Annotated in this window: 18 protein-coding genes; 15 read left to right on the top strand and 3 right to left on the bottom strand. The window is 45.4% G+C overall.

The features are described 5' to 3' along the window. Positions 1-13 precede the first annotated feature (13 nt). Positions 14-562, top strand: a complete 549-nt coding sequence (locus AC3B6P_RS03640; RefSeq protein ID WP_489804773.1) for a phage baseplate assembly protein domain-containing protein — start codon at positions 14-16, stop codon at positions 560-562. Here the strand turns inward: AC3B6P_RS03640 and AC3B6P_RS03635 are convergent. Next, positions 559-1,221 (bottom strand): hypothetical protein, encoded by a 663-nt coding sequence (locus AC3B6P_RS03635; protein WP_489804772.1) that lies wholly within the window; start codon positions 1,219-1,221, stop codon positions 559-561. The two genes, AC3B6P_RS03640 and AC3B6P_RS03635, sit on opposite strands and share 4 nt — an antisense overlap. 190 nt (positions 1,222-1,411) lie before the next feature. On the opposite strand from AC3B6P_RS03635, the gene AC3B6P_RS03630 reads away from it, so the two are divergent. Continuing rightward, positions 1,412-1,672 carry a hypothetical protein gene (locus AC3B6P_RS03630; protein WP_489804771.1) on the top strand — a complete coding sequence of 87 codons (261 nt, stop codon included), beginning with the start codon at positions 1,412-1,414 and terminating at the stop codon, positions 1,670-1,672. On the opposite strand, the gene AC3B6P_RS03625 is transcribed toward AC3B6P_RS03630, so the two are convergent. Next, on the bottom strand, positions 1,669-2,331 hold the full coding sequence (locus AC3B6P_RS03625; protein ID WP_489804770.1) for a hypothetical protein: 663 nt from the start codon (positions 2,329-2,331) through the stop codon (positions 1,669-1,671). The genes AC3B6P_RS03630 and AC3B6P_RS03625 overlap by 4 nt on opposite strands. Positions 2,332-2,596: 265 nt before the next feature. Here AC3B6P_RS03625 and AC3B6P_RS03620 point away from each other — a divergent pair, with 265 nt between their 5' ends. Continuing rightward, positions 2,597-3,304, top strand: a complete 708-nt coding sequence (locus AC3B6P_RS03620) for a hypothetical protein (protein WP_489804769.1) — start codon at positions 2,597-2,599, stop codon at positions 3,302-3,304. A 125-nt stretch (positions 3,305-3,429) separates the two neighbouring features. On the opposite strand, the gene AC3B6P_RS03615 is transcribed toward AC3B6P_RS03620, so the two are convergent. Further along, a complete protein-coding gene (locus tag AC3B6P_RS03615; RefSeq protein ID WP_489804768.1) occupies positions 3,430-4,713 on the bottom strand; it encodes a phosphoethanolamine transferase in 1,284 nt (427 codons plus the stop codon). Positions 4,714-5,176: 463 nt separating this feature from the next. Between AC3B6P_RS03615 and AC3B6P_RS03610 the strand changes: the two genes are divergently transcribed. The 12 genes from AC3B6P_RS03610 to queA all read left to right on the top strand — a co-directional run bounded on the left by AC3B6P_RS03610 (position 5,177) and on the right by queA (position 15,701). Next, positions 5,177-5,665, top strand: coding sequence for a phage GP46 family protein (locus tag AC3B6P_RS03610; protein ID WP_489804767.1), 489 nt, complete (start codon positions 5,177-5,179; stop codon positions 5,663-5,665). Beyond that, on the top strand, positions 5,662-6,759 hold the full coding sequence (locus tag AC3B6P_RS03605) for a baseplate J/gp47 family protein (protein WP_489804766.1): 1,098 nt from the start codon (positions 5,662-5,664) through the stop codon (positions 6,757-6,759). Before AC3B6P_RS03610 ends, AC3B6P_RS03605 begins: the two co-directional genes overlap by 4 nt. Beyond that, positions 6,756-7,388: a putative phage tail protein gene (locus AC3B6P_RS03600; protein WP_489804765.1), complete on the top strand. Its 633-nt coding sequence runs from the start codon at positions 6,756-6,758 to the stop codon at positions 7,386-7,388. The genes AC3B6P_RS03605 and AC3B6P_RS03600 overlap by 4 nt, the downstream gene beginning before the upstream one ends. Next, the gene (locus AC3B6P_RS03595) at positions 7,381-8,508 is read left to right on the top strand and encodes a gp53-like domain-containing protein (protein ID WP_489804764.1); all 1,128 of its coding nucleotides are present in this window, start codon (positions 7,381-7,383) and stop codon (positions 8,506-8,508) included. The genes AC3B6P_RS03600 and AC3B6P_RS03595 overlap by 8 nt, the downstream gene beginning before the upstream one ends. 2 nt (positions 8,509-8,510) lie before the next feature. Beyond that, positions 8,511-8,921 (top strand): hypothetical protein, encoded by a 411-nt coding sequence (locus AC3B6P_RS03590; RefSeq protein WP_489804763.1) that lies wholly within the window; start codon positions 8,511-8,513, stop codon positions 8,919-8,921. 35 nt (positions 8,922-8,956) lie between these two features. Further along, entirely contained in the window at positions 8,957-10,447 is a 1,491-nt protein-coding gene (locus tag AC3B6P_RS03585) for a hypothetical protein (protein WP_489804762.1), read from the top strand. After that, positions 10,447-10,860 (top strand): hypothetical protein, encoded by a 414-nt coding sequence (locus tag AC3B6P_RS03580; protein ID WP_489804761.1) that lies wholly within the window; start codon positions 10,447-10,449, stop codon positions 10,858-10,860. The genes AC3B6P_RS03585 and AC3B6P_RS03580 overlap by 1 nt, the downstream gene beginning before the upstream one ends. Positions 10,861-10,862: 2 nt before the next feature. After that, the gene (locus AC3B6P_RS03575) at positions 10,863-11,303 is read left to right on the top strand and encodes a hypothetical protein (protein ID WP_489804760.1); all 441 of its coding nucleotides are present in this window, start codon (positions 10,863-10,865) and stop codon (positions 11,301-11,303) included. Positions 11,304-11,427: 124 nt separating this feature from the next. Then, the gene (locus AC3B6P_RS03570) at positions 11,428-12,729 is read left to right on the top strand and encodes a DUF2130 domain-containing protein (protein ID WP_489804759.1); all 1,302 of its coding nucleotides are present in this window, start codon (positions 11,428-11,430) and stop codon (positions 12,727-12,729) included. 330 nt (positions 12,730-13,059) lie between these two features. Further along, complete coding sequence (locus AC3B6P_RS03565; protein ID WP_489804758.1) at positions 13,060-13,863, top strand: MlaA family lipoprotein; 804 nt, start codon at positions 13,060-13,062, stop codon at positions 13,861-13,863. A gap of 61 nt (positions 13,864-13,924) precedes the next feature. Continuing rightward, positions 13,925-14,545 carry an MlaC/ttg2D family ABC transporter substrate-binding protein gene (locus AC3B6P_RS03560; protein WP_489804757.1) on the top strand — a complete coding sequence of 207 codons (621 nt, stop codon included), beginning with the start codon at positions 13,925-13,927 and terminating at the stop codon, positions 14,543-14,545. A gap of 97 nt (positions 14,546-14,642) precedes the next feature. Continuing rightward, on the top strand, positions 14,643-15,701 hold the full coding sequence (queA, locus tag AC3B6P_RS03555) for a tRNA preQ1(34) S-adenosylmethionine ribosyltransferase-isomerase QueA (RefSeq protein ID WP_489804756.1): 1,059 nt from the start codon (positions 14,643-14,645) through the stop codon (positions 15,699-15,701). The last annotated feature ends 17 nt before the right edge of the window (positions 15,702-15,718 follow it).

Here is a 15,718-nt window from a genome sequence, read left to right as displayed (position 1 = left end):
GAAAAGTAACCTCATGAATATTATAGATATTTACCACGCCATACGCTCCCAGATCTCACGCGGTGTTGTCGGCGCTGTTTATGATAACGGGCCGGAACAGATGCTGGACCTCAACATCCATGCCGGGCAAGTCAGGACAAAGATCCCCGTTCATCAGCCCTTCGGCTTCTCCTCACACGTCCCAATTGATGGCGCCATTACCCATATTGTCAGCACCGGTGCTGACCCTGCTGATCTCGTCGCCCTGCCGCCCGCCAACCCGGCGGCAGCACGGATGGGGAATTTGAAGGAGGGGGAGACGGTTCTTTATGATGCTGCTGGACAAAGACTGATCTTCCGGGACGGGATTATCGCTGAAGTCGATGTAGTAAACTCATTTATTGTCAAAGTAAAAGGAACTGAAATATTAAATCTTGAGCAGAGTGGCGTTACTATAACCGGCAATCTCACCGTCTCAGGAAACATCCACGCCGGCGGGGATGTTACTGCTAAGGTCTCCCTCAATAACCACACCCACTCCGGCGTCCAACCTGGTGGTGGAAATACCGGGAAGCCATCTTAGAAACTATTGGGGGGAATGTCTTTTAAGGGTAGAAACTGCATCATATCCCTTAAGGGGACATTTTCCTTACTATTGAGCCTTATTTGCTCATAATCAGAAATAGGCGCCTTCATATTACAGAACCAGAAAGACAATTCATCTAATAACAATACACCCGGATTCGATCCTCCCCTGAAACCAAATTGTGGGATGCCTCCTGCCCCTATATCAGAGGGCAATTTTGCTTCACTGTCAGGCTCCAAAAGGAGCATGGCTCCAAAAGGAGCGTCACTACCAAACCACCTATGTTGATTATCACCAAAATAATAATCAATTAAAAATTTATCCCCTGGCCTCATAATGTCCAGAATCCTCGGACACTCCCTCAAAAGCGCAGCAACAGACACCCTGATCGGGGGTTTCTTATCATCAGGAATATCAGGAAATTCTATCCTATCAACAAAATACTGAATCGCTTTCTCTCGATCCGGCTCTGAGGTCCCTTTATGTTCCCCCATAAAAGCCATCCCCCCAATAAAGGCCACAATTATCACCGCACAAAGCGTAATGACACCCCTGAGCGTTTCTTTATACCCACCAGCCATATTACCCTCAAAGTCCCTGTAATAGTTAAAACACTCATACACCATTTTATCATCAGAACAAAATGATAAAACCATGTCTCTTGAGGAGCTTGAGCATAATGCATTACTTGTCATTGAAGAGCAACTTTATGACTGCTTAACCATTTTAACTGTCCATACAAAATCAAGAATATATATAATCATTGGTTGAAATAAAGATTTTGACAATCATGATACTTCTAACCCGGCGGCAGCACGGATGGGGAACCTCAAGGAGGGGGAAACGGTGCTCTATGATGCTGCAGGGCAGAGACTGATCTTCCGGGATGGGGTTATTGCTGAAGTTGATGTGGTCAATTCATTTATCGTCAAAGTAAAAGGAACTGAAATACTTGACCTCACCCAATCCGGTGTCACCATCACCGGCAATCTTACCGTCTCAGGCAACATACACGCTGGTGGGGATGTCACCGCCAAGGTCTCCCTCAATAACCACACCCATTCCGGCATCCAACCCGGCGGTGGAAATACCGGGAAACCATCTTAGAAACTATTGGGGGGAATGTCTTTTAGGGGTAGGAAGTGCATCATATCCCTTAAGGGCACATCTTCCTTACTACTGCGCCTTATTATCTCGTCATCAGACATAGTCGCCTTCATATTACAGAACCAGTGAGGTAGTTCATTTAACAGCAATACACCCGGCTTCGATCCTCCTCTGAAACCAAATTGTGGGATGCCCCTTGTCTCTATATCAGAGGGCAATCTTGCTTCACTGTCAGGCTCCAAAAGGAGCATGGCTCCAAAAGGAGCGTCACTACCAAACCACCTATGTTGATTATCACCAAAATAATAATCAATTAAAAATTTATCCCCTGGCCTCATAATGTCCAGAATCCTCGGACACTCCCTCAAAAGCGCAGCAACAGACACCCTGATCGGGGGTTTCTTATCATCAGGAATATCGGGAAATTCTATCCTATCAACAAAATACTGAATCGCTTTCTCTCGATCCGGCTCTGAGGTCCCTTTATGTTCCCCCATAAAAGCCATCCCCCCAATAAAGGCCACAATTATCACCGCACAAAGCGTAATGACACCCCTGAGCGTTTCTTTATACCCACCAGCCATATTACCCTCAAAGTCCCTGTAATAGTTAAAACACTCATACACCATTTTATCATCAGAACAAAATGATAAAACCATGTCTCTTGATGAGCTTGAGCATAATGCATTACTTGTCATTAAAGAGAAGCTTTATGACCGCCAAACCATTTTGACTGTCCATACAAAATCAAGAATATACATAATCATTGGTTGAAATACATATTTCAACAATCATGATACTCTCATTTTACCAACGACCTTTCAGGTAGAGCTGGTTCGTGACCCTGATCCACCGGCAAAGAAGGGGCTGTTTGGGCGTATTAATGACACCATCAATAATGTCCTTGAGAAGGCGGATGAGCTGATGGATGAGGCGCAGAGCACGATCTCTGATGTGCTGTCTGTTGCCAGTATGCCGCTCGCTCTGGTTAATGGTGTTACATCGCTCGTCTCTCAATGTCAGGGTATTTATGACTCTTTGACCGTCAGCGCCCCGGAGCCGGTTAAAAGCAGCGTTGCTCCTGTTCTGACGCAGGCTTCAAAAGGTGTTTCTCCCTCACGGCCCAATTATGCCGGGCAGGTCGTGGATATTATGGCAGGGCTCCCTGCTTCCATCGCCTCATCCATTACGGAACCGGACCGTTCTGTGATTGCCAGCCCTTCCACTACACCTCAGGGTGAGCAGGTTACGGGGCAGACTGCCACCAAGCTTTTACTTGATGCGGCCCAGAAGACAAAGCAGGCGTCATCTGATTTGGCGTCTTTAAATCCAGACCCCGGCACGGTTCTGGCGATTGGGGTTGCTAGGCAGGCTTTTGTGGTGAGCCAGATGGCTTCTTCATGGGCGGCGTCTGACTTTGCCAGTAATCAGGAGGCAGAGAACGCGCGGGACCAGATTGTGGCGGCGATTGATGAGCTGGGTGCTTCTATCGAAGAGGCTGCTTCTGCTGGGTCGTCGCAGTCACTGGGTGGGCTTTATACAGGGGCGCAGGCTTTGCGAGCGGGGTTGATTGCTGATGCAAACTCCCGCATCGGGAGCTTTTTTCTTATAATATCAATAAACAGATACTGATACTTAACATCCATTCTACACTAACAAGAAATAAGACTCATAAATTATTACTTGAATAAATATTTACAAAATAAACGAATTATCCTTACCCCAACGAAAAAATCCCTTTATTTTTGTTATCATTCTTACCTTGGAATCTCACTATATTTATAGGTTCTAAAGTCAGAGTGCAAAACATTTTCCTCTGGGATAAGTTTTTCTATTTCGTCTTCCGAGAATGGGTAACCTGTCATAGAAAGTAAAAGGTATTTATTAACCAAGGCTGTATAATACCCTCTATTTTCCTCAAATTTTGTTGCTATATCGCAATATTTATGGCTTGGGTCATGTATAACGAAAGGCACATCGTACTGATCATAGCCCCCCAACTGCAAACCATGACCTTCTTCTACCACCTCACCATGATCTGATGTGTAGATCAGTGTATAATCACCAAGTTCCTCGTCAGCGAGCTGGATAATCTGTCCGAGGACCCGGTCTGTATGATGAATGGATTGATCATAATCATCTGCTTGTGGCAGGGCTGCTCTATCTTCAGGATTGACTCTATCTTTATAATGAAGATGACTGCCATAAAGATGAATGACATAGAATTTATAAGGAGACTTTTCTGCAAATTTTTCTTTAATAACAGGGAGAAGGGTATCATCTTTTTCTATTTTGATACCGTTATGTTCATTATTTAAGTCGCCGCGCGTTACATAATTACTGAATTCAGAAATATAGCCTGCATTACGGGCATATGGTCCTGTCCCGCCTTGTGATGATATCCAGAATGTCTTGTAATCATGCTCTTGTGCGAGTTCCAAAATATTCTTCTCTCCCAATAGAGCATCCTGACTTTGGGGACTATAGAAAGAAAATGACATCGGCACAGACAGACGCGTTATATTCGCAGCGGAATGAGAGTTCCTGATGACGCAGATCTTCCCTTCTTTTTGCAACCTGTTTAGCATTGGGGTTGTATCAGCCCCCTGATATCCATATATGCCGTATCGTTTCCCCAAGGAAGATTCTCCCATAACAAACACGACATTATGGGTTTTAGCCCCTTCTTTACCTTTAAGAGAAGGATTGGTCACTGTATGCCTTACGACAGGTTGCGTATAGATAGGATCCCATGGATGAAGGGCAACTGCCGTTCCAAATAGCAGATCACCCGGCATGCCAGACATGCGATATTTAATATTAGCTGCAATATCCAAGAATCTATTACTATAAACGCGTCCTGAACTATGCAAATAAGATGTTACATTATGCACAATACTAAAAGATGGGAACATCATAAGAAGTAAGGAAAGAATGATTCCTTTCTTATTGAAAGAGCCAAATTTATAAGAAATATATCCAGATAACGATAAGAGAAAAACTGTATCAATAAGAACTGACACAGGAACTGTTTGTATCATTGAAAGGCTTTGATGCAAATCACTCCCTACAACAGCTATAATATTACCATCTGTAAGAATCTTGCATTTATAGGAAATAACGACATCAAATAGTATAAAGAATAAGGATGTCACGTTTAATATAACGGACAGAGTCTTTCCCATATTAAAAAACAGGAATGTTATAATAAAACTTATAACAAGAATCATATTTTTATTATAATTTATATCAGAGTGAGCGACTATATAAAACTGAAGAGCAAAAATTATTGCAGCATATATTGAAATAAATATATATCTATTTTTCATGTTGCCTTCTCTGATGAGACACAATTTCATACTTCCGTCTGGTAGTGAATTTTATACCTGCAATCAAGATATAATTTATTAAATTTTTTCAAAATAACTTCACTATATTTTGTACTTTTATGAGACTTTCTGAAATAAGGGGGATTGTTCTGTCCCCTGAAGTTTTTTTGGGGATGTGTTTATCACTTTCAGTATGAATATTGGCACCCTCCATATTGGCCCGGATTCCAGCGGGCAGACTGACCTTGTCATCACCTCTATGAGTGAAGGGCGAGGCAGAATTGCGTTTGACATGAGTATTGCCTCAGCGTTGTTAATCGCGCTTGGCTCCCACCGTCGCGCAGATCCTGATGATGTCATTCCCTCTTTATTGACCGAACCTGATGGCACAATGATCCCCCTAGGCGGAAAGCGGGGCTGGGTTGGTGATATTTTGCAGGAGGAAGGCCAGCGCCTTGGCTCAAAGCTCTGGCTCTTAGAGCGCGCCAAGAAAAGCGATGGCACACGTATCACCGCCGAAGATTATGCGCAGGCCGCAGTGGACCCAATCGGGGCTTATCATGGCCAGGAAATGGCCGTCTCAGCTCAGTGGAAGGAAAAAACTTTAATGGTCACGGTAAAAAGTGCCCAGACTTCTGTCACACAATTTGTGGAGACGTTATGAGCGCACGCATTCCCTCACCCTCTGATATTGCACAGCGTTATATGGCGTCTTTTGCCCAGGCAACATTCAGGGCAGAAGATGGCAGTATGGTCACGCTGGACCCGACTGCCCCTTCAAGTTTTGAGCAGGTTCTGGTCTCAGCCAAGTCACTCGCCGACTATGAGACTTATCTCTATATCAGGGACCGCCTGCTTGAACTTCTTCCCACCACTGCCACAGCAGGTGTGGATGGTCTCTTGCCCCAACATGGGCAGATTTGGGGTGTTTCCCGGAATGCACCACAATCAGCAGTGGGCAAGGTTGTCATCCAGGCTGTGCAGGACATCTCTCTTCCGCAAGACATTATGCTGACCAAAGATGGCTCTGTCCAATGGAAGCTGTCTCTGCCTGTCTCACTTGTAGCAGGAGAAAGCAGGAGTGTTCCCGTGATCTGTCAGAATACTGGCAGCGCAGGAAACCTGCCGGCAGGGTCTTCTCTTTCTCTCGTAAGTCCTGTAGCTGGTATTGATAGCATTATTGTAGATCAGGACGGTCTGGCAGGAGGGGCCGATCTCGAAGCGGTCGAGGATTGGCGCGCGCGCATTATTGACACCATACGCTCGCCCTATAATGGCGGAGACGCCAATGATTACCGCAAATGGGCGATCAATGCCGGCGCAAAATTCGTCAATATTGTTCCCTCTTATACAGGGCTTGGCACAGTTGGGGTCATTATTGGCTTTGCCGGCCCAAGAGCGCCGACAGAAGAAGAAATCGCACGCATTCAAGCTTATATTGATGAGCGGCGACCAATCCGCGGGAATGTAACAGTTTATCCTGTCAAGCTGGTTACTGAAACACCCATTGTTCAGCTAAATCTGGATAATAAGATCAATCGTGACAAGGTCACCGCAGCATTTGCCTCTATTTATAACGGTATCAATATCGGAGAGACCCTCTATATTGAAGCATTACAAGCAGCCCTGTTTAATGCTGTCGGTGGCGCTTCTTCCGTTATCTCTCCTAGTAATGACGTCACATATCACCCCAATGAAATGCCTATTATGGGCAATATTACATGGCAGGATACTAAAGAACAGGATCTGGGCGCATGATCTCCTATCCCGCACCCAGATCAGCTGATGAGATTGCTCATGAATGGGCAGAAGATCTCTTCCCTCCTGGGACAGCTCTCAAAGGCCCTAATATCAGGTCATTATTACGTGTTCTCGCTGAGCCCCGTGCAACGCTTGAACGTGATAGCACTGCCCTTGCTTACGAAATATGCCCAGGTTCTTCTGCATTACTCCTTGATGATTACCGCACCCTGCTAGGGGCTGACCCTTATGGGCGGGACCAAGGAGAGCTTACAGAGGACCAATGGCGTTTCCTTCTGCAACAGAGATGGACCGCACGCGGCAATCAAACCCCTGCTTTTTATATTGCCCTGGCTCAAAGCTATGATGCTACCATTTCCATTACGGAACCGGAACCACCAATCTGTGGACCAACTATCTGTGGAGGTGGTCTTCAGGTTGCTGAGCCGACACTCCGTTTTACATGGATTGTGGACTTACCCGCTGATGTGCTGAAGGCCATTTGTGGTGATGCAATCTGCGGCATGATGGAACTCGCTCAGGAAGAACAAAACACATTTACTGAGCTGAAGCAGATTTTCAGGCTGTTAAAACCCGCTGATACCGAAGTTTCTTTCAGACATGATGGAGTATGGATTCATGAGTAATCCGCATTGGCCCCAATTTCCGGGCGTGCCGAATATGGTAGTTGATCAAAAAGGACGCCCCAATGTCATTGATCTTATCCCAGGGCAACAGGAAGGCACACCTCTTAGTCAATCACTGATTAACCCGTTAATAAATACTCTCTGTGATTTAACAGATGATATTGACCAGATTGATGCCACCCTGCCGACTTTACTCCCCACAGCAGGGGGAGACATTACTGGCGAACTAAGCATTCAAGGCAAGAAAGTCGCTCTCATTGATGATGTGAACGCCGAGAAAGAACGTGCACAGAAGGCTGAGGCTGGCAAATTAGCCCTGACTGGTGGTACAGTCACAGGCGTCATTAACGCCAATTACCCAGTCACTGACAAACCCGGTTCAGCAGGAAGTGCCATCCCCAACACATTCTGGGTCGATCAGTATTACGCTGATAAAACAGCGTTAGAAAATGAAACGGTCCGCGCTCAGGCAGCTGAGGCCGTTAAATTACAGACCGTTCCAGCATCTGATAATGACGACCGGCTCAATAATCTTGTGTGGAATCACACTGGCAACCACCTAGCAGCTCAATTACCTGATAATAGCTGGAGATCCTTCTACCCTACGGATGCATCCGTTCAAGCACTTGTTTATTCTGATGCTGATGCACGTCCCACTACCATCAGAACGCTGAAAAAGGGCTGGGGTAATTATCCTGAACTTCTCATCGAAAATGACAACTCTGATCCTATCAGCTCCCCCTCAACACGTGCTGTCGATGCAGCAATTAACACCGTAAACAATGCCATTAATAATGAGACTGAACGAGCTAAATCTGCTGAAAAAAAATTAACTAAAAAGTCTGATTTTTTAAATAATCTTGAAACTTCTGGCTATCAGAAATTACCAGGAGGATTAATCATACAATGGGTTTCATTACAATCCTCAAGTAACAACTATAGCTTTCCGACTGCATTCCCCAATAAATGCTTATCTATTATTCCAGGGAACAATTGCCCTCAGGGAACAGAGGCGGATGCCGCATTTGCAATTATAAACGATAACAAAACGTTTTTTGCTGGCACGTGGGCAGGTCATTATAGCGGATATGCAATGTCTCTAATCGCAATAGGGTATTAAAAATGACAATATTTTTCTCAGAAAATGGATTTTACGATGATCAAATCTGTACACCACCAGACAACGCTGTTTTATTGACAGATAATCAGTATAAACTATTTCTAAATTTAAACTATAGAGGCGCCAAACTAACAGTTGAGAATGGCTCTGTTGTAGCACGAAACTATAAGGATGAATTAATATCTCTTTCTGATGATACCCCTCAGTCTCGCTATAATGCACCGCAGTCACTCACTAACCTCGCCCAGAGTGCTCTTTCGGACGTGCAGTCCCAGGCACCGATGATGGTGGCTATGGGTGAAAGTTTTGGACCCAAAACAAAATCCTATGTGCAGGCACTACAAGCCATTATTAATGGTACTGATACAACCAGCACTGAGCTACCCACCAAGCCGGATCATTTAACAGCGTAATAATAAATATTTCCAGATAAATGGAGTAGAAATCCATGAGCAATCCACACTGGCCACGCTTTCCAGATGTGCCAAATATGACTGTTGATGAAAAAGGTCGACCCAGTGCTCTTGATCATATTTCTGGCAAACAGAAAGGGACACCGCTTAATCAGGCCCTCATTAACCCAATTATTCATAATATTTGCGATTTAAGAGATGATATCGATGCAATTGATACCACTCTACCGAAATTACTCCCAATATCCGGCGGCAATATCACCGGAGATTTGAGCATACAAGGTAAGAAAGTCGCAAATATTGACGATATAACCACTGAGACTAACCGTGCAAAGAAGGCTGAAGCTGAATTACTTCCTTTATCAGGAGGACAGCTTTCAGGAGATCTCTTTATCAGTGCCTCCTTTCACCAAAATGGGGAAACACTCTCAAAATCCATCGGCACGCAAGTAGGAACAGGCCAGTTCTATATGCAGGCCGTCCAGCCAGATAATGTTAACCATCTGGTAGGAAGACTAGCTATCAAAGACCTGGACGGAAATTTCTATAGGGTTCTGGAAGCCGACACGACAGGAACTCTGAAAAACCTGAACGGCGATAACCTTGCGACGATTTCAGACGTACAGGAAGCAGAAGCCCGCTTACTTCCTCTCTCAGGAGGGCACCTCTCAGGAGAGCTGTTCGTCGATGCTTCCTTCCATCAGAATGGGGAAGCACTTTCAAAAACACTCGGCACACAGGTAGGAACTGGTCAGTTCTATATGCAAGCTGTCCAACCTGACGATGTCAAGCATCTGACCGGACGGCTAGTGATTAAGGATCTGGACGGGAATTTCTACAGGGTTCTGGAAGCCGATACACAAGGTAACCTGAAAAATCTCAATGGCAAGATACTGGCAACAACTGATGATGTGCAGGAAGCCAAAGACACCAGATTGCCTCTAACTGGGGGAGCCCTCATTGGAGATATTAGTCTGGAGGGTAATATCAATGGCGATAATCTTTACAGCAGAACACTATATTTAACGACTGCAGGAGATAAAAACCAAGGACAGCTCCAGCTGGTCGGCACAAAAACCAACCCCGCAACTGCTCTTACAACGCTTGCTGCAGATGGTAGAAGCGCTTCTCTGTTCCTGAATGCTGATAATAGTGTTACGACGCCCCATAACTCGTCATTACTGGAGATCATGATGGGAGGAGGCTCAACTGGACGCGTTGTTATGCAGGTCTTTGAGGCGAAATTTATAGCAGCAGGATTACCAACATTAAACTGGATAGATTTTCCAATAGAATTTTCTGAGCCAGCCTTATGCGTCGTCGCAAATGTCAATAACGAATATGGTGGATTGAATGCCAATGCAAATGGGCGAGGCAGATGGGTTGGACTTTGCAATAAACTGGATCAGCAGACTGAGACACTCGATATAACAAAATCGGGTTTCAGGGCATTTATTGCACGTGGAGATGGGTTTGCGCCTCTCCATGCATCAGTATGCGTCATGGCTGTGGGGATTATAAAATAATGAGCGCGACTAACAAAATATCAGACTTTTATGCCGTTCTTGATGACAAGCGTAACGTAACGAATATGGTCATTTTTCCAGGCATTGCCACTGCCAAAAGCTATTATAATCTCTCCTCAGATGATTATAAAAAGATCGAGTATCTCCTCTTTCAGGATGAGTTAGGTGTTAATATTGCCGAGAATGGGATGATCACAACCTATATCCCGCCAGAACCACCAAAACCACCATTGAAAGACCTCGCCCAGAGTGCCCTTTCTGATGTACAATCCCAAGCACCGATGATGGTAGCTATGGGTGAGACGTTCGGCCCCAAAACAAAATCCTATGTGCAGGCACTGCAAGCCATTATTAATGGCACTGACACAACATCAACAGACCTCCCGGTAAAGCCGGATGCTTTCACAGAGTAAATGTGAGCCCGTTTGAGTTCTTAAGCCTCGCAAAAGGATGGGAAGCTGTTATAGGCGGGGTTGTGGGCATGTTTGCAGGCTGGTTTGGGCAATGGGCCAAAGCCCGCCTGCATCATGAACGCAATGTGATTGATGCGACAGCGCTTGAAAATGAGCAGCTTCGTCTTGCCCTTGAGCGAGAGCGCTTTCTGACCGACAAACTTACAGAATGTGGCGAGCATTACACCCTTTTATGGGAACGCTTTTATAAACGCGAAGAGATCACCAAACAATACCATTCTGCCGCCCTGATCGCTCGTCTTAGGGTCAATGAGCTGGAACTCAAAGCTGGAACCCCCATGACAGAGTTTGCAGAACTCGACAAATTTCCACCTGAAGACAATCAACCCAACCTGACACATAAAGGCTGTACCCTGTCCTCCACTCACTCTTCAGATAATTAAAAAATGAGAAAATAACACGGCAAAATCCTCTGATATTTCCTGACAAACTCTATCAAATTATGCATATAAGAAAGGAGAGCAATCTTTCATAACGATCTATGAAAGAAAGAGGGACAAAACTGTTATGCATGAAATCATCTGCCCGCATTGCCATAAAGCCTTTAAAATTGACGAGGCTGGCTATGCGGATATTCTCAAGCAGGTTCATGATCATGAGTTTGATAAACAGTTACATGAACGCCTCTCCCTTGCTGAGCAGGATAAACAGAACGCCATTACCCTTGTTCAGACGAGAGCTGATAGTGAATTACAAAAGCTCACCTCCCAGAAAGAAGCAGAAATTCAGGCATTACGAGCCAAAATCGATAATCAAGCTGTCGCACAGAAGCTGGCAGTAAATGAAGCTTTACATAAAATCGAAAAAGACAAAGCTGCCTTGGCAGCAGCACTTGAAAAGACAAAAGCAGAAAAAGAGGCAGCTTCCCAGCTTGCTGAGGCAAAGCGTCTTAATGACTTGCAGCAACAAAATTCTATAAAAAATGTAGAAATCGAACGACTGAAAGCTTCATTAGACCGACTTGATCTTGAAAAACAGCTTGCGGAAACAGCACTGAAAGATAAGTACGAAACACAACTTAAAGACCGCAACGAAGCTATTGAACGGTTGCGCGATATGAAAGCACGATTATCGACAAAAATGATCGGGGAAACACTTGAGCAGCACTGTGAAACAGAATTCAACCGCCTGCGCTCAATTGCTTTTCAGAATGCCTATTTCGAAAAAGATAATGACGCACGGACCGGCAGCAAGGGTGATTATATCTTCCGTGACCATGATAAATCCGGGCTTGAGATTATCTCAATCATGTTTGAGATGAAAAATGAAAATGACGAAACAGCGACCAAGAAAAAGAATGAAGATTTTCTAAAAGAGCTAGATAAGGACCGGTTAGAGAAAAACTGTGAATATGCCGTGCTTGTCTCCCTTTTGGAACCTGAGAACGAGCTTTATAATAGTGGCATTGTTGATATGTTCCATCGATATCCTAAAATGTATGTTGTCAGACCCCAGTTTTTTATCCCTATCATCACTTTACTTCGTAATGCCGCAACAAAATCCCTCCAATACAAAACAGAGCTAGCTCTCATCAAAGCACAGAATGTGGACATTACCGATTTTGAAATCAGACTGGATGAGTTCAAAACCGCTTTTGGCCGCAATTGGCGTATCGCCTCGGAAGGATTTGCCGAGGCTATCAAGCGTATCGACGAAGCCATAAAGGATTTGGAGAAAACCAAAGAAGCTCTTCATAAATCTGCCAATAACCTACGCCTTGCCAATGATAAGGCCGAGGACCTTACCGTTAAAAGACTCACACGTGGGAACCCCACCATGACTGCTAAATTCGCTGAGCTGAAACAGTAATCACTTGCGACATTCTATAAAACGCCTCGTTCCTAAAACACAAAGAGCTTCAGGCAGTTTCACTCTGGAACCAGTTATCCACAGAAAAGGGGACAAGCTCGGGCACGACTCTGTGAAGAGTTTTTGGGATTATGGGGATAAGAATGAGTCAATAGTCCAATCCCGCCTTATTCTTTATATTTCTGATTAAGAAAGCCATTTCCGCAAAAAAGATGAAAGAAAAGAGGATGCAGGAGATAAATTTTTAGACTATAAGAGCCGCAATGCGATTTTTCTCGTGAGAGGGGGCCAGTCTGATCCTCTCTATCTCAGCATCAGGAGTGGTGGATAATGGCCCGTAGAGCCTGCAAGAAAATGCGCCTTCAGCGTTGGAAAAAGTCTCCACGCCTCATGGCGGGCGCTCTCGCTCTCTTAACACTCTCAGCCTGTGGCTCGTGGCGAAAACCACCCCCTAAAGATCCTGATGCTCTTCAGGATTATAAACAGGCCAATGACCCTTACGAGCCTGTAAACCGCAAAATGTTTGGCTTTAATAGCTGGGTATATCATAAAGCACTGCGTCCTGTAGGTCGTGGCTGGAAGAAATATGTACCAGGACCGGTTCGCCATTCCATCGCGACAGTTAATGAAACATGGCGGGCGCCATCCGTTTTCTTCTCTGACGTGGGTGCCGGAAAATCACGCCGTGCTGGTGATGCTTTCATGCGTTACGTCATTAATATGAGCGCGGGTCTTGCCGGCTTTATTGATGTTGCCGGCTATGCCGGTTACAAACAGCATGAAACTGACCCCGGCATGGTTCTGAGCTTATGGGGTGTCAAAACCGGTCCTTATATTTTCCTGCCCTTCCTTGGACCATCCAATTTTCGTGATATGGCGGGATATGCCATCAGCCAGGGTCTGACACCCATTAATTATGTCCCACGTGGTTATGGCTTGCTAAGCTTCAACTGGGGCTATAATGTGTTAGGGACGTTCAACACCTTCGCCGATAGTACGGATCAGCTTGATGAACTTGAGCATCAAAGCCTTGATCCATATGCCTATTTACGCAGTGCCTGGCAGCAAACCAGACAGGGTGAAATTGACACATTGAAATCAGACCATAGGGCAACGACGCCGGACTGGTATTAACGATTTTTCAGACCTCTTACTCTAGAATATGCAGACGCACCCTGCTTCAGGAGACCCATCAATGATGCTTCCCCGCTTATCACGCAGAATTGTTCTGGCTAGTATGGGGGTATTGTGTCTGCTTCCTAGCTGGGCTTTCGCTTCCCCTGCTACAGATTTTGTTGGTAAATTCGGAACAGAACTGACGAAAATTCTTGATTCTTCCGATTCTTTGCAGAAAAAACGTGAAGAAATTCTTCCTCTTCTGAAGAAACATGTCGATATTGAAGGAATCGGACGATACTGTCTTGGGCGGTACTGGCGCGTTGCAACCCCCTCACAAAAAGAACGTTACCTCGCTCTTTTTGATCAGGTTCTACTTTATGCAGTAACCATGCAGGTGGGAAATTATCAGAATGTTTCCTTGAAGATTACTGGCGATGTACCAAGCCCGGCTGGAGAAAAGGTCAATATCCTTGTCAGCCGTCCCAAACAGCCTGATGTCACTATGACCGTTGTTGTTAACGGTAATCCCTTGCGCGTTGTTGATCTTTATGGTGAAGGCGCCAGTATGCGACTGACCCAGAGAAGTGATTATACGGCCTATCTTTCACGTCACGACGATAACGTGGAAGCCCTGATCAAAGCACTGTCAGAACAGGTTGCCCGCAATAATGACCGTCTCGCTGGTAAACAGCCCTGACATAGGCCCCCTTTCTCCCTTCCGATGTCTTTCTTTTGGGGCCATATACAGGATTATCTCTTGAATATGGTCTCTTCCCTCTTTACAGAGCATCAGCATGACTGATGATCTTGCTCTTTTTGATTTCCACCTCCCACACCATAATATCGCAACTGAACCTGCACGCCCGCGTGAGGCAGCGCGCCTGTTGCATATCGACCCTCACACGTCCCTATCTGAACAATTTCATCTTGATATCATCGGCAATCTACCAACCCTTCTGGGAAAAGATGATCTGTTAGTGGTCAATAACACCAAAGTCATCAAAGCTAAATTAGAGGCCTATCGTGGTCAGGCAAAAATAGGCATTACACTTGACCGCATCCTACCTGATGGAAACTGGCATGCCCTAGCCCGTAATGCACGCAGACTTCATGAAGGCGATGAGCTGACCTTCAATGACGAACATAATGTTACAGCGCACGTCGAAAAGCTTGAGGGAGAAGGAGCCGTTACATTACGCTTCTCTGTTGAAGGAAAAGAGTTTGACCAGTTTATAGAACGGCAGGGCGTGTTGGCTCTTCCTCCCTATATCGACCGTCCCCATGGCCCTACCGCACAGGATGCGCTGGACTATCAGACGATCTTTTCGCGTTTTCAGGGCGCTGTTGCGGCCCCGACAGCAGGACTCCATTTTACTGACACTCTGATGGCTACTTTAAAAGCGAGAAATATCCGCCATTGCAGCCTGACCCTCCACGTTGGTGCTGGGACATTCCTGCCCGTGCGTTCAACGATTGCAGCACATAAAATGCATGCTGAGTGGGGTCATATCGATGACGAAACGGCCCTGATGATTAACGAAACAAAAGCCAGAGGAGGACGCATTGTTGCTGTTGGGACGACAACATTACGTCTCCTGGAAAGTGCTGCACAAAAGGATGGAACACTAGCACCATGGCGTGGAGAGACCAGTATTTTCATCAAGCCAGGCTATCAGTTCAAGATTGTTGACCGTCTATTAACCAATTTCCACCTCCCTCGCTCGACGCTCTTTATGCTCGTCTGTGCTTTTGCAGGTACTGAAACCATGCGCAGAGCCTACCACTATGCCATAGAAAATGATCTGCGTTTTTATTCCTATGGTGATGCCTGCCTCCTCGAACGCCAATCATAGGGCAAAAATCATGACGC

The sequence above is a fragment of the Aristophania sp. ESL1142 genome (genome assembly GCF_058107345.1).
This window is presented reverse-complemented; position numbering and strand designations above follow the sequence as displayed.